Below are 23,560 nucleotides of genomic sequence, written 5' to 3'. Positions count from 1 at the left end.
GGTTTTTACTGGGCCTGATCCATGAGCGCGCTTTTTTCTCCGCTCACGCTGCGTAGCGTGACACTTCCCAATCGTATCGTCGTGTCGCCCATGTGCCAGTATTCCGCGGATCGCGGTGAGGCAACGGCGTGGCACATGATCCATCTCGGTAGCATGGCGTTATCCGGTGCCGGTATGCTGTGCATCGAGGCAACCGCAGTCGAGCCGGACGGACGTATCACCCCCGGCGATCTCGGCCTGTGGGACGACGTCACCGAAGCCGCGCTCAAGCCTGTGCTCGCCGCTATCCGCAAGCATTCGCACATCAAGGTCACGATGCAGTTGTCGCACGCCGGGCGCAAGGCGTCGAGCCACGTGCCTTGGGAAGGCGGCCAACTGATTCCGGTATCGCAAGGCGGGTGGCTGCCGCACGCACCGTCCGCGTTGCCGCATAAAGCGGGCGAAGAGCCGCCCTTGGCGCTGGACCTACCTGCGTTGAACCGGATCCGCGAAGCATTCGCGGCGTCGGCGCGGCGTGCCGCACGGCTCGGCATCGACGGACTGGAAGTGCACGCGGCACACGGCTATCTGCTGCATCAGTTCCTCTCGCCGATCGCCAATCAACGCGACGACGAATACGGCGGCTCGCTCGAAAACCGCATGCGCTTTCCGCTTGAAATCTTCGATATCGTGCGTGCCGCATTTCCCGCCGACAAACCCGTCGGCGTACGTGTGTCGGCAACCGACTGGGTCGAAGGCGGCTGGACGCTCGCAGATACGATCGCGTTCGCGCAGGAGTTGAAAAAGCGCGGCTGCGACTGGATCGACGTGTCGTCGGGCGGCGTCTCGCCATTGCAGAAGATTCCGCTTGAACCGGGTTATCAGATCCCGTTCGCGAAGGCGGTCAAACAGGCCACAGGCCTCACTACCATCGGCGTGGGCCTGATCACGGACCCGTTGCACGCCGAGCAACTGATCGAAGCCGGCGACGCCGATCTGATCGCGTTGGCCCGCGCGTTGCTATACAACCCGCGTTGGCCGTGGCATGCCGCGGCGCAACTTGGCGCGACGGTCGAAGCACCGCCGCAGTACTGGCGCTCGCAGCCGCGCGAGCAAAAGGCACTGTTCGGCGACATTTCGTTCGGACAACGGTGAAATTGGCAGCCCATGCTGGGTGCGCGTCTTTTTGACGGTTGAACGAAGCCGTCTTGAGCGTGTACGATGCCGGTTGTGGCGCATGAGCGTCGCAGGTCGACGCGGCGCTCGCAAGGCGCCGCGTTTGCTATGCGCGTCAGAAAAAGCGGCGCGTCAGACGCGGGCATTTCTGGCGGCTGCCGATCTTCACCCCAAAGTTCTTCACAAGGATTCATTCAATGAGTTCACGCAGGATCGCCGTGCGCCGTTCGGGTGTGCACGGCAAAGGCGTGTTTGCCCTCGAACCGATTGCGGCCGGCGAGCGGCTGATCGAATACAAGGGCGAGCGGATCTCTTGGAAAGAAGCGTTGCGCCGTCATCCGCACAATCCGGCGGAACCGAATCACACGTTCTATTTCGCGCTCGACAGCGGCAAGGTGATCGACGGCAAAGTGAACGGCAATAGCGCGCGCTGGATCAACCATTCCTGCGCGCCGAACTGTGAAGCCGAAGAGATCGACGGTCACGTGTACGTGCACGCGTTGCGCGATATCGCCGAGGGTGAGGAAGTCTTTTACGACTACGGCCTCGTGATCGACGCGCGTCAGACCAAGAAGCTCAAGAAGGAATATGAATGCCGTTGCGGCGCGCGCAAGTGCCGCGGCACGATGCTGGCGCCGCCGGAGAAAGAGAAGAGCGCGGGCAAGTCCGGGAAGTCGGCGAAAAAGGCCGGGACGACGGTGAAGAAAGCGAAGAAGAAATGAGATGCGGGCTGCCTGCGTCGATCGCGTTGGTGAACGCGCGAGGCAGCCCGTCGATTATCTGCACCGTCAGATATCCATCGGCGCCGAGTGCGCCGATTTTTTTACCGGCCGCCGTGGTTCGGGTTCTACCGCGGTCAGCACACTGATCGGCACGAGCGGAATCCGCACGATGAAACGTGCGCCGCCTTCCGGTGCGTCTTCGTAGTGCACGCTGCCGTGATGCAGCACCATGATGTCGTGAACGATCGCGAGGCCGAGACCGGCGCCGCTATCCACGCCCGCATCGCTCTGGCCGTCGCCGCGGAAAAACCGTTTGAAGAGATCGGCCTGCTGATTGTGCGGTACGCCCGGCCCGTTATCTTCAACGACGATCTCCGCCATGCGGATTTCGTCGATCACCGTTTGCGACACCGTCACCGTAATGCGGCCGCCATCGAAGCGCGACGGCGGCACATACTTCAGCGCGTTATCCAGCAGATTGGCGATCACTTCGTGCAGCAGCACGGGATTGCCGCGCGCCATCAAAGGATGGCCGTTGCTCGGATCATCCAGACGCTGGAAACCGAGGTCGACGTGGAACGTCAATGCACGCGGCACCCATTCCGCACCGGTATCGAACGCAAGCGCGGCCATGTCGACGTTGACGAAGCGAGCCGCCTGTTCTCCCGGCTCGGCGCGCGCGAGCGAAAGCAGTTGATTCGACAGCCGCACGGCTCGGTCGGCTGCGGCGCGTAGCTCACGCACCGCGGCCAGCGTTTGCTGCGGGTCGCGTGCAACGGCCGCCTGTTCCGCATGCAGCTTGACAGCGGTGAGCGGCGTGCGCAGCTGGTGCGCGGCGTCGGCGATAAATTTGCGCTGGCCGTCGAGCGCCGTTTTCAGACGGCCGAGCAATGCGTTCAGCGCGCCGGTCAGCGGCCGGATTTCGACCGGTACGTAGGTTTCATCGACCGGTTCGAGCGACGTGTGGGTTTGCCGGTTCAGCGAGTCCGCGAGATCGGTCAGCGGATTGAGCTGCTGATTGACCACGCGCCACACGATCACCCAGCCCGCCAGCAGCAGCAACAGCAGCGGCATCATGATCGCGACCAGAAACTCGGCGGCGATACGAAACCGGTGGTGTACCGGCTGGCCCACCTCGACGACGATCGGATTTCCGGTCGGCTGATCGACCCGCACCTGCGCCACGCGCACCGTCACGCCTTGATGCTGCGTTTCGAATACGTACGCGTAATGCATGCGCCGCACGCTCGTGCCTTGCAGCGGAAGATTGTGGTCGCCGGCAATTTCGGTTTCGCCGTTGCTGATCCGGTAGACGAGGTGCTCCACAGGATCCGAGAACATGGCTTGCGCGAGCGGCGGCACGGTGACTTTGGCGTTCGGACCGGCAATCTGGATCTGTTTGGAGATCGCGGTGGCGAGATCGGCGAGCGAACGGTCGACCACGTGCTGCGTGTACTGCCACGCTAGCCAGTAAGCGATCAGGCCGCTCATCAGCGCGAGCAGCGAAAGGGGAGCGGCGAGGCGCCGCAGCAGCGTGCGGCGCAGACTATTGGCGGCCGGCTGGGGCATGATCGAACGCGCGGGAAAAGGGCCACGGCGCAAGCACCGAAGGGCAACGGCGCAAGCACCGCAAAGTTTCGCCGGATGCCGGCGACTTGCGCAACGAGTGCGCGGCGCCGGCCCGGCGCCGTCAAGCCGCGATGGGACTCGCAGCCTTCATGACGATTATGCGGCCTGGCGGATTTCCTGCAACAGGTAACCGAAGCCACGCACCGTGACGATCTCGACACGGCAGCTTTCCAGCTTTTTACGGACCCGGTGCACGTAGACTTCGATCGCGGTGTCGCCGAGATCGCCGCCGAAATGCGTCAGATGGTCTTGCAGTTGCGCCTTGCTGACCACGCGGCCATGACGCAGCAGCAGCATTTCGAGCACCGCGAATTCACGCGGCGAGAGCTCGAGCGGCTTGTCGTCGTTGAAAATGCGGCGATCGACGCCCGACAGGCGCACACCGCCCAGCGACACTTCCGGACGCGGCATGTCGCCGTGCGGACCGCTGCGGCGCATCACCGCGCGAATGCGCGCTTCGAGTTCGGTGGGTTCGAACGGCTTCAGCATGTAGTCGTCGGCGCCGGAATTCAGACCTTGCACGCGGTCGTTCAGCTCGTCGCGCGCGGTGAGGATGATCACCGGCGTGTGACGATTGCTCTGACGAAAGCGCGAGAGCAGCGTCATGCCGTCGATGCCGGGCAGGCCCAGATCGAGGATCACCAGTTCGTGGCGATTTTGCGTCAGGGCCTGTTCGGCGAAAATGCCGTCATGGACCATGTCGACGGTGAAGCCGGCTTGTTCGAGACTGCTTTGGATGCCGCGTGCGATGGGGCGGTCATCTTCGATCAGAAGGAGTCGCATGGATTTCGCTCAAGTACAATGGGTTAGGCGTTTGGGCAAGCGGTTCGCCGGGGCGCCTGCTGCACAGGCAGCGTGCGGCGCGGCCGTACCGAACTGACACGAAGCGGCCACGAAGCAGGCATCGAGCGGCCTCGAAGCGCCTACTCAGCGCCCCCAGACCTGTCGCATCGCGCCAATCCCCCGAAAGGGCAAGAAAACTTTGAGAAGGCCCGGCGTTTTCTTGCGAGCGATCACGAAGTCATGTCCGAGATAAGCATTCACGAACTGGAAGCCGCAATCAACTTCTGGCGCGCCCGCTCACCTTCGAGCGGCGACGAACTCGTTCTGTGCAAGGAGGCAAGCGCGCTCTCCAAGCCGTATGCGCTGATGATTGTACAGCGTCAGCACACGCTATCACCGGATCGTTTGGATGCGGTTGCGAAGCTCGCGTGGGATTCTTACGTGCACCTTAAGAATAGCCTGTAGAACTGAAGGTTTGCACAGGGGATTACCTGCAATGCCCTTTCACGGCAGCCCGATTATTCGATGTTCGGCCATAAACACGCCTGAAATGCATCTGGCCGTCTGTATTACGCCGTAATACTGTCAATAAACGCGGCCAGTCTGATGTCCCGCTCGGTCACGCCGTTGGCCTCATGCGTGGAAAGCGTGATTTCCACCTTGTCGTACACGTTGAACCATTCCGGATGGTGATCCATTTCCTGCGCCTTGATTGCGACGCGCGTCATGAAGCCGAAGGCCTCGTTGAAGTCGGCGAATTTGAACTGGCGCTGGATTGCGTCGCGGCCCGTCGCGGCTTGCCAGCCGTGCAGCGCGGCGATCTGGGTGGCGCGTTCTTCTGAAGTCAGTTTATGAATCATGGTGCTACCTCGTTGGATCTGGACGGGCACGCCAGTGGGCGTGCGCATCCGCTATTTTTTCACGGATGCAGCCCGCCCGCTGCCGACCTGCCCGGCGTCGCCTGTCAGATATCGCCGTTTGCCAGCCAGCCTTCGCGCGACCCGCGTGTCATGACGCGATCGTGTTCGAGGACGTCGCCGGCCGCGAACGCCGGTTCGGCTGCCAGCCTTGCCAGCAGCGGCGCGAAATCGGTTTGCGCCACGTTGAACAGTTGCGCGAAGTCGTCGATCACGAAGTAGGTCTTCTGGAACGTGTCGATGCGGTAGCGGGTGCGCATCACGCGTTCGAGGTCGAAGCCAAGGCGGTTCGGCGCGGCGCTTTGCTGGCTGTAGAGCGTTTCCCCCTTGCTCGACACGATTCCCGCGCCATAGATCCTCACGCCGTTCGGACTTGCCGTGTCGCGGATCAGGCCGAACTCCACCGTGTACCAGTAGAGCCGCGCGAGCAGCGGCAGCGCGCCGGCGTCGTTGGCGGCGAGCGCGGCGCGGCCATACGCGTGCATGTAGTCGGCGAAAACCGGGTTGATCAGCAGCGGCACGTGGCCGAACAGATCGTGAAAACAATCCGGCTCCTGCAAATAATCGAGTTGATCCGGCCGGCGCATCCACCAGGTCACGGGAAAACGGCGATTCGCCAGATGCTCGAAGAACACCTGGTCCGGCACGAGGCCGGGCACGGCGACTATCTGCCAGCCGGTGGCGGGCGTGAGCTTCGCATTGATTTCGTCGAAAGTGGGTACGCGGTCGGCCGGCATGCCGATGCATTCGACACCCGCGAGAAACTCGTCACAGACGCGCCCTTTGAGCAGCGCCGTCTGGCGCGCGTAAAGCTGTTGCCATACCGCGTGGTCGACCGCGCCGTAGCGTTCGGTCGGTTGGTCGATGGTGAAATCGGCGCGGGTTTCGAGTCCGGCGTCGAATTGCTCTTTCAGTTTGGCGGTATTGGCGATGGACATGATGCAGCGCTCGACGGCGACGGCAGGTGAATCGGTGATGCAAGTGTAGAGCGGTGCGTATGCGGAAAGGGCGCAAAGACAGCGTTCCGTCGCTCAGTTATGCAATAATCGTGCATCAAATGGCTATTCAATGCGGATATTCGACATGTTAGAACTGGATCACTTCGATCTTGCGCTACTGGAGGTGCTTCAGCGCTTCGGCCGGGCAACCCATCAGCAACTGGCCGAGCAGGTGCCGCTGTCACCGTCGCAGATTGGACGGCGCTTGCAGCGTCTGGAACAGATGGGCGTGGTGGACGGCTATCGCGTCGTGTTGCGGCCGGAAAAGCTCGGGCTCGGCGTGACCGCGTTCACCAGTCTGAAATTGAAGCACCACGGCGACTCGATCATCGAGCAATTCCAGCAACAGATCGACGTGCTGCCTGAAGTGCTCGAATGTCATGCCGTGGTGGGCGACGCCGACTATCTGTTGCGCATCGTCGCGCCCGATCTGAATTATCTGTCGACGTTCGTGATGAAGAAGCTGATGCGTGTGCCGGGCGTCGATAGCGTGCGCTCGAATATCGTGCTCACTACCTTCAAGCGCAACGGACCATTGCCGCTCGGTCATCTGTCGCCGGGTACAGCCGCCGCTTGATGTGGCGGCATGAGGGCGGCGCCGCTCGCGCGGAGTCCGCCCCGCGGCGCATCGCGCCCTGGTTCTACGCCGCTTGCTTCGGCTCGCTGTCCGGGCTCAGCAGATCGACGTAGGCCACCGCCACCAGATCCGATTCCGGTACGCCGAGCGTGGCGAACATGGCATGTGCTTCGGCGTGGCCGCCTTCTTCGTCGTCGTCCTGGGCAAGCACGACTTCGAGTTCGACGAAGTCGCCCAAACCGTCCACCCGGTCCAGATGGATTCGCGTGCGCCCGGTCAGATACACATGCCGTTCCTTGGTGACGATGCCGCGCGTGGTCAGCGCGGTGGCAAGCAGCGCGTGCATGGCTTCCGGGTTGGTCACCGGGCTGCGCGTGTAATAGGAGGCCTTCGGGCCGTCGCGGTCGTCGCGCTGGTAGAAGATCAGTTCAGCCGGCGTGCCGTCGTCGAACTGGCGCAGCTTCAGGCGGCCACGCGGCACGTCGTAGAAAAAGTCCTGTTGGCGGAAGATCAGCGGAGCGTCCGGCGCGAGCTGCGCCGCGCGTTCGCGGAGTTGCTCGAAATGCTGGGCGCGGGCTTTGATTTCAATGTTGCGTGCCATGTCAGGCTCCTGTCGAAGGATGGAGTGGTCGGCGACTTCCGGTGTTGCCGGGGCGAAGCTGCCGGGAAGGACAAAGTCAAGCGGAATGGAAAACGATGCGGGGCCGGCGCATGAGCGCGAACCCTCAATCTAACAAAAACTGCGTGACGGTGTGGTTTCAGATGCGGGGTAGATGGACGCGGTGGGCGATCGTGCTCATAGACGGGAGCCAGCGAAGGCGCTGCGCAAGGAGACAGCGAGGAGGACCGCAGCGGTTTGCGGCCATCATGAGAACGGCTCATATCGCTCGCCTGGCGGTCTTTAGCGCCCAGACGGCATGTCGCGCTTCACCCGGCAGCCGTTCGCGTACCGTTCAAGTCGCCCATTGCTGCTCGATCAGCTTCAGCGCCGCCGCAATCGCCGGTTCCTCCTTGCGCTGCGCGAGCGTGACGAAGCTGAGCTGGGTCGGCACCGTCACGCCTTCCACGATGGTCAGCGCGTGCGCATGCGCTTCGGCGATCGCAGTGGCGTCGCGTGCGAGCGTGAGACCCACGCCGGACTTCACCAGGTCGAGCATCGACGGCTCCTGATCCACTTCCGCCACCTTGATGGGCTTGACCCCGGCCTCGTCGAAGCAGCGCGACAACAAGCGGTTATGCGCCGACGCGGGCGGTGTCCAGATCCACGGCAGGGCGGCGAGCGAACGCCAGTCGCGCGCGCCTTTGACGCGGTCTTTCCAGCCGGCCGGCGCCAGCACGCGATACTGGAACTGAGTGAGCGTGACGGCATGAAACGCGGGGCCCTCGCGCGGTTCGTCTTCGGACGGCAGGCCGATGTAGTAGCCGACATCCAGTTCACCCGCGCGAACCTGATCCAGCACCCAGCCCGACATGCCATGACGCAAGGCCGTTTCGATGCGCGGCCAGGTTTCCACCAGTTGCTTCAGAAAACCGCCGAGGCGCAGAAACGCCGGGTCGAGGATCGTGCCGATCCGCAATCGTCCGCGCACTTCGTGGCGCAGCGATTGCGCGGCCCGCTGCACGTCGCTCGCCGCGCCGAGCGCGCGCTCGGCGTGCGGCAGCAGCGCCTGGCCGTCGCGCGTGAGCGAGAGCCCGTGCGAAGTCCGCGTGAACAGCGTCACGCCGAGCGTCTCCTGCAAATGCTTGATTTGCAGGCTGACGGCGGGTTGGGTCAGGTGAAGCTGCACTGCGGCACGCGTGAGGTTGCCCTCGCGTGCCACGGTGACGAACGCCCGGAGCAGAGTCAGATCCATGCCCTGATATTAGCGCGCCTTATGATGCAGTTGAGCATTACTCATTGGATTTGTCGACCGGAAGCGCCGTACGCTTCACCTTCAGCACGCCTTGATCGAGCCGTGGGCGCAGGGGCGGAAGACTTCTCAGGAAAGAGGACAACATGAGCGAGACATATCAGGACGAAGCCGTGCGCAGCACGAAGAGCGCAAGTGCGCTGACACATTTCATCAACGGCAAGACCGTCGAAGGCACGAGCGGGCGCTTCGGCGACGTCTTCAATCCTGCGCAAGGCAGCGTGAGCGCACGCGTGCCGCTCGCGAGCGTCGCGGAAGTGGATGCAGCCGTCGCCGCGGCCAAAGACGCGTTTGCCGCATGGAGCGAAACCGCGCCGATCAAGCGGGCGCGTGTCCTGTTCAGGTTCAAGGAACTGCTCGACCGTCACCACGACGAACTCGCGGAACTGATCACGCGTGAGCACGGCAAGGTGTTTTCGGACGCGAAGGGCGAAGTGATGCGCGGCATCGAAATCGTCGAATTCGCATGCGGCATTCCGAATCTGTTGAAGACCGACTTCACCGATCAGATCGGCGGCGGCATCGACAACTGGAATCTGCGTCAGCCGCTCGGTGTGGTGGCCGGCATTACGCCCTTCAATTTTCCGATGATGGTGCCGTGCTGGATGTTCCCCGTCGCGATTGCGTGCGGCAACACATTCGTGCTGAAACCGTCGGAGCGTGATCCGTCCTGTTCGAGCCGGCTTGCCGAATTGTTGAAGGAGGCCGGTTTACCGGATGGCGTCTTCAACGTCGTGCACGGCGACAAGGTCGCGGTCGATGCGCTGCTCGTGCATCCGGACGTCAGCGCATTGTCGTTTGTCGGTTCGACGCCCATCGCCGAATACATCTACACGGAAGGCACGAAGCACGGCAAGCGTGTGCAGGCTTTGGGCGGAGCGAAGAATCATCTGGTGGTGATGCCCGACGCGGATCTCGATCAGGCGGTCGACGCGTTGATCGGCGCGGCCTACGGCTCGGCGGGCGAGCGCTGCATGGCGATTTCGGTGGCCGTCGCCGTCGGACATATCGCCGATGACCTGGTCGAGCGGCTCACACCGCGCGTGAAGAGCCTGAAGATTCTCAACGGCATGGAGTCGGATGCCGAGATGGGACCGTTGGTCACGGCGGTGCATCGCGAGAAAGTGGTGGGCTATATCGATTCCGGCGTTGCGGCGGGCGCGAAGCTGGTTGTCGATGGACGAGGCCATCAGGTCAGCGGCCACGAGAAGGGTTTCTTTCTCGGCGGCACGTTGTTCGACAATGTCTCGACCGACATGAAGATTTATCGCGAGGAGATTTTCGGACCTGTGCTCTGTGTGGTGCGTGTGCCGGATTTTGCTTCGGCGGTGGAACTCATCAACGCGAATGAGTTTGCCAACGGCGTGTCGCTGTTCACGTCCGATGGCGGCATCGCTCGCGCATTCTCGCGACAGATCCAGATCGGCATGGTAGGCATTAACGTACCGATTCCCGTGCCGATGGCGTGGCATTCGTTTGGCGGCTGGAAAAAGTCCCTCTTCGGCGACCATCATGCGTATGGTGAAGAGGGCGTGCGGTTCTACACCCGCTACAAGAGCATCATGCAGCGCTGGCCGGACAGCATCGCCAAGGGTGCCGAGTTCACCATGCCGGTGGCCAAGTAGCGTGACGTAGTAGCGGAACAGACGACGAACCCGCGGAAAGAAGGCAAAAAACAATCAGAGCCTAACGGCGCGGTTGCATGGCGACCATGCAACCGATCGCCCAAAAAAGCTTAGGAGACTGAACAATGAGCTATACCGACACGACGCCCGAGACTGCCCGGCGGCTCGAAGGCGAGTTCGACTACATCATCGTGGGCGCGGGGACGGCGGGCTGTGTGCTGGCCAATCGCCTGACCGAAGATCCGGACGTGCAGGTGTTGCTGCTCGAGGCAGGCGGCAAGGACGATTACCACTGGATTCACGTGCCGGTCGGCTACCTCTATTGCATCGGCAATCCGCGTACGGACTGGCTTTACAAAACACAGTCCGAACCCGGGCTCAATGGCCGCGCGCTTTCGTATCCACGCGGACGCGTATTAGGCGGTAGTTCGTCCATCAACGGCATGATCTACATGCGTGGTCAGCGCGAAGACTACGATGAATGGGCGCGCGTCACCAACGACTCATCCTGGTCCTGGAACTCGGTGCTGCCGGTCTTCAGGCGTAGCGAAGATCATTACGCCGGCGCGAGCGAATCGCATGGCGCGGGCGGGCCGTGGCGCGTCGAGAAACAGCGGTTGAAATGGAAAATTCTCGAAGAGTTTTCGCGCGCCGCGCAAGAGGCCGGTATTCCCGCCACCGACGACTTCAACCGCGGCGACAATACCGGCGTCGGCTACTTCGACGTCAATCAGAAACGCGGCATTCGCTGGAATGCATCGAAGGCATTTTTGCGTCCCGCACTCAAGCGGCCGAATCTCACGGTCATCACCGGCGCGCACACGCAGCGCGTGGTATTCGAAGGACGCCGTTGCACGGGCGTCGAATATCGCGGCGACAATACGGACTATCTGGCCAAAGCTCGCTGTGAAGTGATCCTGAGCTCAGGAGCTGTCAACTCGCCGCAATTGCTCGAACTGTCCGGCATCGGCAATGGCGCGCGTCTGCAGAACCTGGGCATCGAGGTCGTCAACGATCTGCGTGGCGTCGGAGAAAACCTGCAGGACCATTTGCAATTGCGCATGGCCTACAAAGTCGACGGCGTACGCACGCTCAACACCGCGTCCGCGCATTGGTGGGGCAAGCTGATGATCGGCCTGCAGTACGCGCTGTTCCGAAGCGGCCCCATGTCGATGTCGCCGTCGCAACTCGGCGCGTTTGCCAGGTCCGATCCGAATGATCGCTCGCTCACGCGGCCCGACCTCGAATATCACGTCCAGCCGCTTTCGCTCGATCGTTTCGGCGAACCACTGCATCGGTTCAATGCGTTCACCGCGTCGGTGTGCCAGTTGCGGCCCACTTCGCGCGGCAGCATTCACATCGAATCGGCCGATGCTTCAGCGCCGCCGTTGATCGCACCGAACTATCTCTCCACCGATTACGATCGGCACGTTGCCGCCAACGCACTGCGTCTCACGCGTCGCATTGCCGCGGCGCCGGCGCTTGCACGCTATCGTCCGCAAGAGATCTTGCCGGGCATCCAGTACCAGACCGAAGAAGAGTTGCAGCAGGCTGCCGGCGCGGTCGGCACGACCATCTTCCATCCGGTCGGCACCTGCCGCATGGGTACGACCGACGATCCAGGCGCGGTGGTCGACAACCGGCTACGGGTTATCGGTGTTGACGGACTGCGCGTGGTCGATGCATCTGTCATGCCGACCATCACCTCGGGCAACACCAATTCGCCCACGCTGATGATCGCGGAGCGCGCCAGCGACATGATCCGCGAGGATCGCCGTGCGCGCGTGGCCGGCGGTTCCGTGGCGCAAACCAACCCAGCGCCTTCCGTATTCGCAGTGTGACAATTGACATGCGACGCGCATGAGATAGACGCCCGCCCTGCACGGCGGGCATCTCGTGCGCACGGCCATGTTCGGGACGGGCATCATCCACTAAGTGCAAATCCCAATGAATGCGCTGCATCATTGGCGCGACAATGGCAGCCATGCTGCGTGCCGCCCCAAGGATTACCGTCCGCATTGGTGCAGCACGCCAACGAGCGTGCACGGGGTGCCGCCGTCAAAAAAAGTCGCGCGGCGGTTCGCGCGGAAGATCGTAATGCTTCGCCTTACTCCGTATGGAAGGGAACATGATTCTCGGCGATACGATTCTCGAAACGCGCGGCCTCACCCGTGAGTTCAAAGGCTTTATCGCCGTGAACGGTGTGAACCTGCGCGTGCGCCGTGGCTCGATCCATGCGCTGATCGGCCCTAATGGGGCAGGCAAGACCACCTGCTTCAATCTGCTCACCAAATTTCTCGAACCCACTGCGGGTCAGATCGTTTTCAACGGTATCGACATCACGGGCGAGCGGCCCGCGCAGATCGCACGGCGCGGCATCATCCGCTCGTTCCAGATTTCCGCTGTCTTTCCGCATCTGACGGCATTGCAAAATGTGCGCATCGGCCTGCAGCGGCAACTGGGCACGGCATTCCATTTCTGGAAGAGCGAGCGCACGCTGCGCCAACTCGATGATCGTGCAATGGATCTGCTCACGCAGGTCGGTTTGACCGATTTCGCCGATGTATTGACGGTCGAGCTTTCCTACGGCCGCAAGCGCGCGCTGGAAATCGCCACTACGCTCGCGATGGAGCCGGAACTCATGCTGCTCGACGAGCCGACGCAAGGCATGGGCCATGAAGACGTCGATCGCGTGACGGCGCTGATCAAAAAAGTATCGAGCGGCCGCACGATCCTGATGGTCGAGCACAACATGAATGTGATCGCCGGCATCTCCGACACGATTACCGTGCTGCAACGGGGCGAAGTGCTCGCCGAAGGCAGTTACGCCGAGGTGTCGAAGAATCCGCTCGTGATGCAAGCCTATATGGGCAGCGCGGACGCGGCGCTCGCCGGAGCCCACGCATGAATACGATTGCCGAGCGTGAAAGCCTCGAAGTGAGCGGCACGGACGGCGCCGCTCCCGCGCTGGACATCAAGGGATTGCAGGCGTGGTACGGAGAGTCCCACATTCTGCATGGCGTCGATCTGACGGTGAACCGCGGCGAAGTCGTCACGCTGCTGGGCCGCAACGGCGCGGGGCGGACCACTACGCTGCGCGCCATCATGGGCCTGACCGGACGGCGCACCGGCTCGATCCGCATTGGCGGACGTGAAACCATCGATCTGCCCACGCATCGCATCGCGCATTGCGGCATTGGTTACTGTCCGGAAGAGCGCGGCATTTTTTCGAGTCTCTCATGCGAGGAAAACCTGCTGTTGCCGCCGCCCGTCGGGGACAAGGCGCACATGATGTCGCTCGAAGAGATTTATTCGATGTTTCCGAATCTGCATGAACGCCGCATGAGCCAGGGTACGCGGCTCTCGGGCGGCGAACAGCAGATGCTCGCGGTGGCGCGCATTCTGCGCACCGGTGCGAGCCTGCTGCTGCTCGACGAAATCTCGGAAGGGCTCGCGCCTGTCATCGTTCAGGCACTGGCACGCATGATCATGACGCTCAAGGCGCGCGGCTATACCGTGGTGATGGTCGAGCAGAATTTTCGCTTTGCCGCGCCGCTTGCCGATCGCTTCTACGTGATGGAGCACGGCGCGATTGTCGAGCACTTCGGGGCGAGCGAGCTCGAAACCAAGATGCCGATCCTGCACGATCTTTTGGGCGTATAAAAAAACGCCTGAATGCCTCTGATAACCACAAGCGAAGAAACCAGGAGACAGGAATGAAAAAGAACCCACTCGCGCGGCTTGCCACACTTTGTTTCGCGGTCGCCGCCGGCGCCGCCTTGACGATGGGCAGCGCGCAAGCGGCTGACGACTCGGTGAAGATCGGCTTCATCACCGACATGTCGGGTCTGTATGCGGATATCGACGGCCAGGGCGGCCTCGAAGCGATCCGCATGGCAGTGGCGGACTTCGGCGGCAAGGTGAACGGCAAGCCGATCACCGTGGTCTACGCCGATCACCAGAACAAGGCAGACATCGCGGCCTCGCGCGCACGCGAGTGGTTCGATCGCGACGGGGTGGATATGCTGATCGGCGGCACGAACTCGGCAACGGGTTTGTCGATGAACACCGTGGCCGGCGAAAAGAAGAAGGTGTATATCAGCATCGGCGCGGGCGCCGACACGCTCACCAACGAGCAATGCACGCCGTACACGATCCACTACGCGTATGACACCACGGCGCTGGCCAAGGGCACGGGTTCGGCGGTGACGAAGCAGGGCGGCAAGACCTGGTACTTCCTCACGGCCGACTATGCGTTCGGCAAGGCGCTCGAGAAGAACACGTCGGACGTGGTGAAGGCGAACGGCGGCCAGGTACTCGGCGCGGTGCGCCATCCGCTGTCGGCGTCCGACTTCTCGTCGTTCCTGCTGCAGGCGCAGGCGTCGAAGGCGCAGATTCTCGGCCTCGCGAATGCGGGCGGCGACACGATCAACTCGATCAAGGCGGCCAAGGAATTCGGCATCACCAAGACGATGAAGCTCGCCGCGCTGCTGGTGTTTATCGACGATATCCATAGCCTGGGCCTCGAAACCACCCAGGGTCTCGTGCTGACGGACAGCTGGTACTGGAACAAGGACGCCACGACTCGCAAGTGGGCGGAGCGCTACTTCGACAAGACAAAGAAGATGCCGTCGAGCCTGCAGGCGGCCGACTACTCGGCGACCATCACTTATCTGAATGCGGTGAAGGCGGTGGGTTCGACCGACTCCGACAAGGTGATGGCGCAACTGAAGAAGACGAAGATCGACGACTTCTACGCGAAGGGCTACATCCGTCAGGACGGCAGCATGATCCACGACATGTATCTGATGCAGGTGAAGGCGCCGGCCGAATCCAAGGAGCCGTGGGACTACTACAAGATCACCGCGACGATCCCTGGCGAGCAGGCGTTCACGACCAAGGCTGAAACCCGCTGCGCCTTGTGGAAATAAGCGCCGGTTGGTAACCAGACAGCCGGCTGTCCTGCTACTGGCGGGCGATACATAGTGCCGCGTTGGTACACAGACCGCTGGCAAACCGTTTCACATGCCGCGCGCGATTGGCGTCGCTGCCGCTGATCGCGCGCCGGCCGGATCGTGCGTGACCGATCTCACCTTGGTGATGGGTTAGGGCTTCAATGGAAATCTTTGGCGTTCCGCTACCGGCGATGCTGAGCCAGCTGTTGCTGGGGCTCGTGAACGGCTCGTTCTACGCAATTCTGAGTCTCGGGTTGGCGGTGATCTTCGGCTTGCTCAACGTGATCAATTTCGCGCATGGCGCGTTGTTCATGCTGGGCGCCATGCTCGCGTGGATGGGCTTTTCGTATTTCGGCCTGCCGTACTGGGTGATGCTCGTGCTGGCGCCGCTGATCGTCGGGCTGTTCGGCATGGCGATCGAACGCTCGATGCTGCGCTGGCTCTACAAGCTCGACCATCTATATGGGCTTTTGCTGACCTTCGGGCTCACGCTGGTGGTGGAGGGCGTGTTCCGTTCCATCTACGGTTCCTCCGGCCAGCCGTACGACGTGCCGTCGGCGCTTTCCGGCGCCACCAATCTCGGCTTCATGTTCCTGCCGAACTATCGCGCGTGGGTCGTGGTGGCTTCGCTGGCGGTGTGCTTCGCGACGTGGTTCGTGATCGAGAAGACGCGTCTCGGCGCGTATCTGCGCGCCGGCACCGAAAACCCGAAGCTCGTCGAAGCGTTCGGCATCAACGTGCCGCTGATGATCACGCTCACCTACGGCTTCGGCGTCGCGCTGGCGGCATTTGCGGGCGTGCTCGCCGCGCCGGTGATCCAGGTCTCGCCGCTGATGGGGCAGCCGATGATCATCACGGTGTTTGCGGTGGTCGTGATCGGCGGCATGGGGTCGATCATGGGCTCGATTCTTACCGGCTTGATGCTCGGCGTGATCGAGGGACTGACGCGCGTGTTTTACCCGGAAGCGTCGGCGACCGTCGTCTTCGTGATCATGGCGCTCGTGTTGCTGGTGCGCCCGGCGGGTCTCTTCGGCAAGGAAAAATGATGCAGAGAAAAGTGCTCTACGGTCTGCTGCTGATCGTGCTTCTCGCGGTGCCCGTGCTCGGCATCTATCCGCTCTTCGTGATGAAGGTGATGTGTTTTGCGCTGTTCGCGGCGGCGTTCAATCTGCTGATCGGCTATACCGGATTGCTGTCGTTCGGCCACGCCATGTTTCTCGCCTCGGCCGGCTATGTCACGGGCTACGCGATGCAGACGCTCGGCTTCTCGCCGGAGCTCGGCGTGCTGGCCGGCACGGCGGCGGCCACCTTGCTCGGGCTGATTGTGGGCATCTTCGCGATTCGCCGCCAGGGCATCTACTTCGCGATGGTCACGCTGGCGCTCGCGCAGATGGTCTACTTCGTGTTCCTGCAGGCGCCGTTCACGCATGGTGAGGACGGTCTGCAAGGCGTGCCCCGCGGCAAACTGTTTGGCGTGCTGGATCTCTCGTCCGATACGGCGCTGTACTTCGTCGTGCTAGCCGTGATGGTGCTGGCGTTCCTGCTGATCGTGCGGATCGTGCATTCGCCGTTCGGACAGGTGCTGGTGGCAATCAAGGAGAACGAACCGCGCGCGGTGTCGCTCGGCTACGATACGGATCGCTTCAAGCTGCTTGCCTTTATCCTGTCGGCGGGGATCGCCGGTCTCGCGGGTTCGCTCAAGGTGCTGGTGCAAGGGTTCGAAACGTTGAGCGACGCGTACTGGACCATGTCGGGTCTGGTGATCCTGATGACGCTCGTCGGTGGCATGGGCACGCTGTTCGGACCGTTGCTCGGCGCGGCGTTGATCGTCGCACTGGAGGACCGGCTCGGCGATTTCGGCGCGGCGCTCGCGTCGTCGACGGGCGTGGAGTGGTTCCGCTCGCTGGGGGAATCGGTGACCATCGTGACCGGCGTCATTTTCATTGCGTGCGTGCTGGCGTTCAGGCGCGGCATTGTCGGCGAAATCATCGCGCGAGTGCGGCCGCTGCGGGCCTGACGCACGGTGAAATGCGCAATTGCTTCGGTATCCGATATAGCGTGGCGTCCTTGATACGGTGAAGCCGGGGCGTGTCTTTGTCGAGGCGTCCGGTGGGGCGGGCCAGGATGCGCAAACGTGCCCCAATTCAGTGCCGCAGTGCACCACTAGGGTAATTGCTAGTTGTAGTAGAGCGGGTGCTCATTTAATCTTCATGCAGTTCTGATGCACCACGAATTTTGCAGGTGGAGAACGAGGAGACAATGAGGCACTCAGTGCCCAGACGAAAGCGCTGTTGGATTGATATCCAACAGCGCTTTTTATTTGTGCTTCCGGTTATTGGCGACTCGAATTCCGCGCTAATTCGGTGCGCCTTTTTTATTCGTCGAACGTGTCTCTATTTCGCACGGCACAACCCTGCAAAACGCTTGCAGCGCGGGGCTTTCGTCCGCTAAACTCGCTATTCACCGACCGCTTGGTCGGGATTTAAATCCAAAGATTTGGATTCGAATGAATAACGGGGTAGACAGAGGAGCGGAATGAAGTCGGCATTGCGTTGGATCAGCGCGGCATTGGTCGCCACCGGAATGACTGCGGCATGGAGCGGCCATGCATTCGCGGACGTGAAAATCGGCGTGACCGTCTCGGCAACGGGGCCTGCCGCGTCGCTCGGTATTCCGGAAAAGAACACGATTGCGCTGCTGCCTAAAGAAGTAGCGGGCCAGAAAATCGAGTACATCGTGCTCGACGACGCCACCGATTCGACTCAGGCCGTCAAGAACACGCGCAAGCTCACCAGCGAAGATCACGTGGATGCGTTGATCGGCTCGACCGTGGTGCCGAACTCGCTGGCCATGATCGACGTCGCCGCCGAAACTACCACGCCCATGATTTCGATGGCCGCTGCGGCGAGCATCGTCGAGCCGATGGATGCGAAGCGCGCGTGGGTCTTCAAGACGCCGCAGAACGACATTCTCATGGCCACCGCGATCGCGCAGCATATGTCGAATCACGGCGTGAAGACGGTCGCGTTCATCGGTTTCTCGGACGCTTACGGCGAGAGCTGGTTCAAGGAATTCGGCAAGGCTGCGGATCTCGCGAAGATCAGGATCGTCGCGAACGAACGTTTCGCGCGTAATGACGCGTCGGTGACCGGCCAGGTGCTGAAAGTCATGTCGCAGAACCCGGATGCGGTGCTGATCGCGGGCGCGGGCACGCCGGCCGCGCTGCCGCAGAAAACGCTCAAGGAGCGCGGCTACAAGGGCAAGTACTATCAGACGCACGGCGTCGCCAATAACGACTTTCTGCGCGTGTGCGGCAAGGATTGCGAAGGTACATATTTGCCGGCCGGCCCGTTGCTCGTTGCCGATCAACTGCCCGATTCGAATCCGGTGAAAAAGAGCGCGCTCGCCTATAAGCATGCGTATGAAACCGCTTACGGCGCCGGCTCGGTGTCCACCTTCGGCGGCCACGCATGGGACGCGGGCCTGCTGCTGCGACGCGCGATTCCGCTGGCGCTGAAGAAGGGCCAGCCGGGCACGCCTGCGTTCCGCGAGGCGCTGCGTGCAGCGCTGGAAAACACCAGAGACATGCCCGCGTCGCACGGCATCTTCAACATGAGCGCGAACGACCACTCCGGTCTCGACCAGCGGGCGCGCGTCATGGTGGAGATTGTCGGCGGCAAGTGGAAGTTGTCCGGCGACTGAGCGAAGGCGAAGCGATACGGATCCCCATTAAAAAAGACGCGTGCGGTTGACGCGTCTTTTTTATTGTCCGCATCGCGTGAAAAAGTGTGGTTCCGCGGCTTCAGGACAAACCCGCATTTGGGTGACGGTCTATTGACCGTCGATCGCGCAGAACGCAATACTACTAACATGTTAGTGTTTTGTTTCGCAGGATATCGCAGCAGTTTGCAGTCGTAGTACGCAGCAGGAAGGTGACCCCCAGGCGGTAAAAGCATTCGCGCCGAGCAGGGAAAACCATGCTTGGCACGCCGGAACCCTATAACTAGATTCAGACACCCGGCCCTGAGCCGATTACAGATACGCGCTTCAAAGCGTTCGGAGACTTGCAATGAAAAAGACAAAGCAATGGGTACGCACCGGCATTGCCGTGGCGTTGATGTGCGGCGCGGGCGCGGCATTCGCCCAGGTGAAAATCGGCGTCACGCTTTCCACGACGGGGCCGGCTGCTTCGCTCGGGATTCCTGAAAAGAACACGATTGCGCTGCTGCCGAAAGAGATCGGCGGCAAGACCGTGCAGTACATCATTCTCGACGACGCATCGGACACCGGCAAAGCCGTGCAGAACACGCGCAAGCTGATCGACGAAGATCACGTCGACGCGATCATCGGTTCGACCGTTACGCCGAATTCGCTCGCCATGCTCGACGCGGCTGCCGAAGGCAAGACGCCGGTGATCTCGCTGGCGGCATCGGCGGCGATCATTTCGCCGATGGACGCAAAGCGCGCATGGGCCTTCAAACCGCCGCAAAACGACAGCCTGATGGCTGACGCTATCGCCGACTATATGGAGCATCACGGCGTGAAAACGGTGGGCTTCATCGGCTTCGCGGATGCGTACGGCGACGGCTGGAACAACGTCTTCACCGCCGCTGCCGCCGCGCACAACCTGAAGATCGTCTCCAACGAGCGCTTTAATCGCACCGACGCATCGGTGACGGGCCAGGTGTTGAAGACGATGGGCGCCAACCCCGACGCGGTGCTGATCGCGGGCGCGGGCACGCCGTCGGCGTTGCCGGCCAAGACGCTCAAGGAGCGCGGCTACAAGGGCAAGGTCTACCAGACGCACGGCGTCGCGAATAACGACTTCCTGCGTGTGTGCGGCAAGGATTGCGAAGGCGAATTCCTGCCGGCCGGTCCGATCCTCGTGGCCGATCAGTTGCCGGCATCGAACCCGGTGAAGAAGTCGTCGGAAGCCTACAAGGCGGCGTACGAGAAAGCCTATGGCGCAGGCTCGGTGGCGACGTTCGGCGGCCACGCATGGGACGCCGGCCAGATGCTGCAGGCGGCGATCCCTGTCGCGCTGAAGACTGCGCAGCCGGGCACCGAAGCGTTCCGCGTGGCGCTGCGCGGCGCACTTGAGAACATCAAGGAGCTGCCGGTCTCGCACGGCATCATGAACACCACGACGACCGACCACAACGGCCTCGACAAGCGTGCACGCGTGATCGTGCAGATCGTCGATGGCAAGTGGAAGCTGCAGAACGACTAAAAACAAAAACGGTACGCGCCTCTCGCGCAACGTGCGGCATGTGACGCCGCATTGCCATTCTGTTCGATGACAATGGCACCGACCGCCGCGCCGTGTTCCGGCGCGGCGGTTGCCTTTTCTGACATTGCGGGTCGATGGACGGCCGCTGGTTTTGCCGCCCCGACTGTTTCCCGGTTTCGATTTCGACGCTTCAGGACGAGGAAGTATGGATCTATCAATTGCGGCGATCCTCGCGCAGGACGGCATCACTACCGGCGCGATCTACGCGCTGCTCGCGCTTGCGCTGGTGCTGGTGTTTTCCGTGACGCGGGTGATCTTCATCCCGCAGGGGGAGTTTGTTTCGTACGGCGCGTTGACGCTCGCCGCACTGCAGACACAGAAATTTCCGGCTACCTGCTGGCTGCTGATGGCGATGGGCGCGGCCTGCTTCGTCGTCGAAATAGCGGGGCTGGTGCGGCATGCCGAACGGCGCCGGCATGCAGCTCGCACGCTGGTCATGCTGGTCGGCAAATACCTGCTGTTTCCGATCGCGGTCTATGCGCTGACGCAGGGCGTTTTCATGCAGCCGCTGCCGATGGTCGCGCAGATCGCGTTGACGCTGCTGATCGTGATTCCGATGGGGCCGTATGTCTACCGGCTTGCGTATGAGCCGATCGCGGAGGCGTCCACGCTGCTGCTGCTGATTGTGGCGGTGGCGGTCCATTTCGCGATGGTCGGCCTCGGTCTCGTGATGTTCGGAGCCGAGGGTTCGCGCACCACCGCGTTTTCCGACGCGACCTTCAACCTCGGCAGCCTGTCGATCTCCGGGCAGAGCTTGTGGGTCGTCGGCACAGCGGTCGTGTTGATCGGCGCGCTTTATCTGTACTTCGACCGCTCGATCTCCGGCAAGGCGTTGCGCGCGACATCGGTGAACCGGCTCGGCGCGCGGCTCGTCGGCATCGGCACGACGCAGGCGGGGCGCCTCGCGTTCACGCTGGCGGCGGGCCTCGGTGCGCTGTGTGGCATCCTCGTCGCACCCTTGACCACCATCTACTACGACTCGGGCTTCCTGATCGGTTTGAAGGGCTTCGTGGGGGCCATTATCGGCGGCCTTGTCAGCTATCCGCTGGCGGCCGCGGGCTCGATCCTGGTCGGTCTGCTGGAGTCGTATTCGTCGTTCTGGGCGAGCGCTTACAAGGAAGTGATCGTGTTCACGCTGATCATCCCGGTGCTGCTCTGGCGCAGTCTTGCCAGCCCGCACACCGAAGAGGACGAGGAGTGATGCGATGAAAAGGATCATGCAAAACAAATTCTTCTGGTTGTTCCTCGTGGTGCTGTTCGCGCTGCCGGTGCTGCCGCAACCGATTCACGTGCCTGAGTACTGGGTGACGCTGCTCAACTACATCGGCCTGTATTCGATCGTGGCGATCGGCCTGGTGCTCCTGACCGGCATCGGTGGGATGACGAGTTTCGGCCAGGCCGCGTTTGTCGGCATCGGCGCTTATGCAACCGCGTATCTGACGACGCAATACGGCATCTCGCCGTGGTTCGCGCTGATCGTGGGCGTGGTGGTGACTGCGTTGATCGCGTTGATGCTCGGGCTGGTGACGATGCGTCTGTCCGGGCACTTTCTGCCGCTCGGTACGATTGCCTGGGGGCTCGCGCTGTTCTACCTGTTCGGCAATCTGGAAATGCTCGGCAAGTACGACGGCATCAATGGAATTCCGGTGCTGAATGTTTTTGGTATTAACCTGGAGTCCGGCCGCCATATCTATTACCTGATCTGGGTGGTGGTGCTCGGCGCGGTGATTTCTGTTCAGAATCTGCTTAATAGCCGGCCGGGGCGGGCGATCCGCGCGCTGCGCGGCGGCGGCATGATGGCCGAAGCGATGGGCGTGAATACCGCGTGGATGCGGGTGGTTATTTTTGTCTACGCGGCCGTGCTGGCTTCGATCTCGGGCTTTCTATACGCCCACCTGCAACGCGCGGTGAACCCGACGCCGTTTGGGCTGAACCACGGCATTGAGTTTCTGTTCATGGCCGTGGTGGGTGGCGTGTCGCACGTCTGGGGCGCTGTGCTTGGCGCGGCGATTCTGACGGTTCTGCAGGACTATCTGCAAACGTTGCTGCCCAAGCTGCTCGGTGAGAACGGCAATTTCGAAGTGATCGTGTTCGGCATTTTGATGGTGCTGTTGCTGCAGTACGCTCGACAGGGCGTATGGCCGTTCGTGGCGCGGTTTTTCCCGAAGGGTCCGCGCGCTCATCTGGCCGATCATGCCGAACCGTTGCCGCAGCGCAGCAAGCCGACGGCCGGTGAAAACCTGCTGACCGTGAACAAGGCGCGCAAGCAATTCGGCGGTCTGGTTGCGGTGAACGACGTCAGCTTCGAGGTAAAAGCCGGGCAGATCATCGGTCTGATCGGGCCGAACGGCGCGGGTAAGTCGACGACCTTCAATCTGGTCACCGGCGTGTTGCAAGCGACTAGCGGCGAGATCACGTTCCGTGGCGAGCGCATCGATTCGCTGACTTCACGTGAAATCGTCAAGCGCGGAATCGGCCGTACTTTCCAGCACGTCAAGTTGCTGCCGGGCATGACGGTGCTTGAGAACGTCGCGATCGGCGCGCATCTGCGAGGGCAGGCTGGCGTTTGGCGCAGCGTGGTCCGCCTGAACAGCGCGGAAGAAGCGCGCTTGATGGCCGAAGCGGCTCGTCAGATTCGCCGCGTCGGCCTGGAGCAGCATATGTACGACGAAGCCGGCAGTCTCGCCTTGGGGCAGCAGCGGATTCTGGAAATTGCTCGCGCGCTGTGCTGCGATCCAACGCTTTTGTTGCTGGATGAGCCGGCCGCCGGTCTGCGCTACCAGGAAAAGCTTCAATTGGCCGATCTGCTGCGGCGCCTGAAGGCGGAAGGCATGAGCGTGCTGCTTGTGGAGCACGATATGGATTTCGTGATGAATCTGACCGATCGGCTAGTAGTCATGGAGTTCGGGACCAGGATTGCGGAAGGCCTGCCGCAAGACGTACAGCAGGATCCGGCTGTGCTGGAAGCCTATCTTGGCGGGGTGGAGTGATGGAGAACA

Annotated in this window: 21 protein-coding genes; 15 read left to right on the top strand and 6 right to left on the bottom strand. The window is 62.0% G+C overall.

Features of this window, described 5'->3' with window-relative positions:
- Positions 1 to 21: 21 nt before the first annotated feature.
- Complete coding sequence (locus tag PDMSB3_RS20015) at positions 22 to 1,134, top strand: NADH:flavin oxidoreductase/NADH oxidase (RefSeq protein WP_007180061.1); 1,113 nt, start codon at positions 22 to 24, stop codon at positions 1,132 to 1,134.
- A 218-nt stretch (positions 1,135 to 1,352) separates the two neighbouring features.
- A complete protein-coding gene (locus tag PDMSB3_RS20010) occupies positions 1,353 to 1,877 on the top strand; it encodes an SET domain-containing protein (protein ID WP_007180060.1) in 525 nt (174 codons plus the stop codon).
- Positions 1,878 to 1,943: 66 nt separating this feature from the next.
- On the opposite strand, the gene PDMSB3_RS20005 is transcribed toward PDMSB3_RS20010, so the two are convergent.
- The gene (locus tag PDMSB3_RS20005) at positions 1,944 to 3,446 is read right to left on the bottom strand and encodes a sensor histidine kinase (protein WP_007180059.1); all 1,503 of its coding nucleotides are present in this window, start codon (positions 3,444 to 3,446) and stop codon (positions 1,944 to 1,946) included.
- Between the two features lie 156 nt (positions 3,447 to 3,602).
- On the bottom strand, positions 3,603 to 4,289 hold the full coding sequence (locus PDMSB3_RS20000; RefSeq protein ID WP_007180058.1) for a response regulator: 687 nt from the start codon (positions 4,287 to 4,289) through the stop codon (positions 3,603 to 3,605).
- A gap of 240 nt (positions 4,290 to 4,529) precedes the next feature.
- Here PDMSB3_RS20000 and PDMSB3_RS19995 point away from each other — a divergent pair, with 240 nt between their 5' ends.
- Entirely contained in the window at positions 4,530 to 4,754 is a 225-nt protein-coding gene (locus PDMSB3_RS19995) for a DUF3717 domain-containing protein (RefSeq protein ID WP_007180057.1), read from the top strand.
- Between the two features lie 104 nt (positions 4,755 to 4,858).
- Here PDMSB3_RS19995 and PDMSB3_RS19990 read toward each other — a convergent pair whose 3' ends face one another.
- A complete protein-coding gene (locus PDMSB3_RS19990; RefSeq protein ID WP_084747794.1) occupies positions 4,859 to 5,197 on the bottom strand; it encodes a 4a-hydroxytetrahydrobiopterin dehydratase in 339 nt (112 codons plus the stop codon).
- A gap of 56 nt (positions 5,198 to 5,253) precedes the next feature.
- On the bottom strand, positions 5,254 to 6,144 hold the full coding sequence (phhA, locus tag PDMSB3_RS19985; RefSeq protein ID WP_007180055.1) for a phenylalanine 4-monooxygenase: 891 nt from the start codon (positions 6,142 to 6,144) through the stop codon (positions 5,254 to 5,256).
- Positions 6,145 to 6,289: 145 nt separating this feature from the next.
- On the opposite strand from phhA, the gene PDMSB3_RS19980 reads away from it, so the two are divergent.
- Positions 6,290 to 6,781: an Lrp/AsnC family transcriptional regulator gene (locus PDMSB3_RS19980; RefSeq protein WP_007180054.1), complete on the top strand. Its 492-nt coding sequence runs from the start codon at positions 6,290 to 6,292 to the stop codon at positions 6,779 to 6,781.
- 64 nt (positions 6,782 to 6,845) lie between these two features.
- On the opposite strand, the gene PDMSB3_RS19975 is transcribed toward PDMSB3_RS19980, so the two are convergent.
- Together PDMSB3_RS19975 and PDMSB3_RS19970 are read right to left on the bottom strand one after the other, a co-directional pair.
- Positions 6,846 to 7,382 carry a class IV adenylate cyclase gene (locus PDMSB3_RS19975; RefSeq protein WP_165187262.1) on the bottom strand — a complete coding sequence of 179 codons (537 nt, stop codon included), beginning with the start codon at positions 7,380 to 7,382 and terminating at the stop codon, positions 6,846 to 6,848.
- 352 nt (positions 7,383 to 7,734) lie between these two features.
- Entirely contained in the window at positions 7,735 to 8,634 is a 900-nt protein-coding gene (locus tag PDMSB3_RS19970) for a LysR family transcriptional regulator (RefSeq protein ID WP_007180052.1), read from the bottom strand.
- Positions 8,635 to 8,777: 143 nt separating this feature from the next.
- Here PDMSB3_RS19970 and PDMSB3_RS19965 point away from each other — a divergent pair, with 143 nt between their 5' ends.
- The 11 genes from PDMSB3_RS19965 (at position 8,778) to PDMSB3_RS19915 (ending at position 23,551) form a co-directional block, all read left to right on the top strand.
- Positions 8,778 to 10,316: a CoA-acylating methylmalonate-semialdehyde dehydrogenase gene (locus tag PDMSB3_RS19965; protein ID WP_007180051.1), complete on the top strand. Its 1,539-nt coding sequence runs from the start codon at positions 8,778 to 8,780 to the stop codon at positions 10,314 to 10,316.
- Between the two features lie 125 nt (positions 10,317 to 10,441).
- Complete coding sequence (locus PDMSB3_RS19960) at positions 10,442 to 12,157, top strand: GMC family oxidoreductase (protein WP_007180050.1); 1,716 nt, start codon at positions 10,442 to 10,444, stop codon at positions 12,155 to 12,157.
- Positions 12,158 to 12,444: 287 nt separating this feature from the next.
- Positions 12,445 to 13,224 (top strand): ABC transporter ATP-binding protein, encoded by a 780-nt coding sequence (locus tag PDMSB3_RS19955; RefSeq protein ID WP_007180049.1) that lies wholly within the window; start codon positions 12,445 to 12,447, stop codon positions 13,222 to 13,224.
- A complete protein-coding gene (locus tag PDMSB3_RS19950) occupies positions 13,221 to 13,979 on the top strand; it encodes an ABC transporter ATP-binding protein (protein ID WP_007180048.1) in 759 nt (252 codons plus the stop codon). Before PDMSB3_RS19955 ends, PDMSB3_RS19950 begins: the two co-directional genes overlap by 4 nt.
- A 53-nt stretch (positions 13,980 to 14,032) precedes the next feature.
- Positions 14,033 to 15,247, top strand: a complete 1,215-nt coding sequence (locus PDMSB3_RS19945) for an ABC transporter substrate-binding protein (RefSeq protein ID WP_165187259.1) — start codon at positions 14,033 to 14,035, stop codon at positions 15,245 to 15,247.
- A 185-nt stretch (positions 15,248 to 15,432) separates the two neighbouring features.
- Positions 15,433 to 16,317 (top strand): branched-chain amino acid ABC transporter permease, encoded by an 885-nt coding sequence (locus PDMSB3_RS19940; protein WP_007180046.1) that lies wholly within the window; start codon positions 15,433 to 15,435, stop codon positions 16,315 to 16,317.
- Positions 16,317 to 17,288: a branched-chain amino acid ABC transporter permease gene (locus tag PDMSB3_RS19935; protein ID WP_007180045.1), complete on the top strand. Its 972-nt coding sequence runs from the start codon at positions 16,317 to 16,319 to the stop codon at positions 17,286 to 17,288. The genes PDMSB3_RS19940 and PDMSB3_RS19935 overlap by 1 nt, the downstream gene beginning before the upstream one ends.
- A gap of 518 nt (positions 17,289 to 17,806) precedes the next feature.
- Positions 17,807 to 18,973: an ABC transporter substrate-binding protein gene (locus tag PDMSB3_RS19930; protein WP_007180044.1), complete on the top strand. Its 1,167-nt coding sequence runs from the start codon at positions 17,807 to 17,809 to the stop codon at positions 18,971 to 18,973.
- 367 nt (positions 18,974 to 19,340) lie between these two features.
- Complete coding sequence (locus tag PDMSB3_RS19925; RefSeq protein ID WP_007180043.1) at positions 19,341 to 20,501, top strand: ABC transporter substrate-binding protein; 1,161 nt, start codon at positions 19,341 to 19,343, stop codon at positions 20,499 to 20,501.
- Positions 20,502 to 20,706: 205 nt separating this feature from the next.
- Complete coding sequence (locus PDMSB3_RS19920) at positions 20,707 to 21,762, top strand: branched-chain amino acid ABC transporter permease (RefSeq protein ID WP_165187257.1); 1,056 nt, start codon at positions 20,707 to 20,709, stop codon at positions 21,760 to 21,762.
- Positions 21,763 to 21,766: 4 nt separating this feature from the next.
- The gene (locus PDMSB3_RS19915; RefSeq protein ID WP_007180041.1) at positions 21,767 to 23,551 is read left to right on the top strand and encodes a branched-chain amino acid ABC transporter ATP-binding protein/permease; all 1,785 of its coding nucleotides are present in this window, start codon (positions 21,767 to 21,769) and stop codon (positions 23,549 to 23,551) included.
- Positions 23,552 to 23,560 lie beyond the last annotated feature (9 nt).

The sequence above is a fragment of the Paraburkholderia dioscoreae genome (assembly GCF_902459535.1).
GTDB lineage: Bacteria > Pseudomonadota > Gammaproteobacteria > Burkholderiales > Burkholderiaceae > Paraburkholderia > Paraburkholderia dioscoreae.
This window is presented reverse-complemented; position numbering and strand designations above follow the sequence as displayed.

Coding starts and splice junctions, on each gene's coding strand:
- PDMSB3_RS20015 (WP_007180061.1), top strand. CDS start 22: ATGAGCGCGCTTTTTTCTCCGCTCACGCTGCGTAGCGTGACACTTCCC.
- PDMSB3_RS20010 (WP_007180060.1), top strand. CDS start 1,353: ATGAGTTCACGCAGGATCGCCGTGCGCCGTTCGGGTGTGCACGGCAAA.
- PDMSB3_RS20005 (WP_007180059.1), bottom strand. CDS start 3,446: ATGCCCCAGCCGGCCGCCAATAGTCTGCGCCGCACGCTGCTGCGGCGC.
- PDMSB3_RS20000 (WP_007180058.1), bottom strand. CDS start 4,289: ATGCGACTCCTTCTGATCGAAGATGACCGCCCCATCGCACGCGGCATC.
- PDMSB3_RS19995 (WP_007180057.1), top strand. CDS start 4,530: ATGTCCGAGATAAGCATTCACGAACTGGAAGCCGCAATCAACTTCTGG.
- PDMSB3_RS19990 (WP_084747794.1), bottom strand. CDS start 5,197: ATGCGCACGCCCACTGGCGTGCCCGTCCAGATCCAACGAGGTAGCACC.
- phhA (WP_007180055.1), bottom strand. CDS start 6,144: ATGTCCATCGCCAATACCGCCAAACTGAAAGAGCAATTCGACGCCGGA.
- PDMSB3_RS19980 (WP_007180054.1), top strand. CDS start 6,290: ATGTTAGAACTGGATCACTTCGATCTTGCGCTACTGGAGGTGCTTCAG.
- PDMSB3_RS19975 (WP_165187262.1), bottom strand. CDS start 7,382: ATGGCACGCAACATTGAAATCAAAGCCCGCGCCCAGCATTTCGAGCAA.
- PDMSB3_RS19970 (WP_007180052.1), bottom strand. CDS start 8,634: ATGGATCTGACTCTGCTCCGGGCGTTCGTCACCGTGGCACGCGAGGGC.
- PDMSB3_RS19965 (WP_007180051.1), top strand. CDS start 8,778: ATGAGCGAGACATATCAGGACGAAGCCGTGCGCAGCACGAAGAGCGCA.
- PDMSB3_RS19960 (WP_007180050.1), top strand. CDS start 10,442: ATGAGCTATACCGACACGACGCCCGAGACTGCCCGGCGGCTCGAAGGC.
- PDMSB3_RS19955 (WP_007180049.1), top strand. CDS start 12,445: ATGATTCTCGGCGATACGATTCTCGAAACGCGCGGCCTCACCCGTGAG.
- PDMSB3_RS19950 (WP_007180048.1), top strand. CDS start 13,221: ATGAATACGATTGCCGAGCGTGAAAGCCTCGAAGTGAGCGGCACGGAC.
- PDMSB3_RS19945 (WP_165187259.1), top strand. CDS start 14,033: ATGAAAAAGAACCCACTCGCGCGGCTTGCCACACTTTGTTTCGCGGTC.
- PDMSB3_RS19940 (WP_007180046.1), top strand. CDS start 15,433: ATGGAAATCTTTGGCGTTCCGCTACCGGCGATGCTGAGCCAGCTGTTG.
- PDMSB3_RS19935 (WP_007180045.1), top strand. CDS start 16,317: ATGCAGAGAAAAGTGCTCTACGGTCTGCTGCTGATCGTGCTTCTCGCG.
- PDMSB3_RS19930 (WP_007180044.1), top strand. CDS start 17,807: ATGAAGTCGGCATTGCGTTGGATCAGCGCGGCATTGGTCGCCACCGGA.
- PDMSB3_RS19925 (WP_007180043.1), top strand. CDS start 19,341: ATGAAAAAGACAAAGCAATGGGTACGCACCGGCATTGCCGTGGCGTTG.
- PDMSB3_RS19920 (WP_165187257.1), top strand. CDS start 20,707: ATGGATCTATCAATTGCGGCGATCCTCGCGCAGGACGGCATCACTACC.
- PDMSB3_RS19915 (WP_007180041.1), top strand. CDS start 21,767: ATGAAAAGGATCATGCAAAACAAATTCTTCTGGTTGTTCCTCGTGGTG.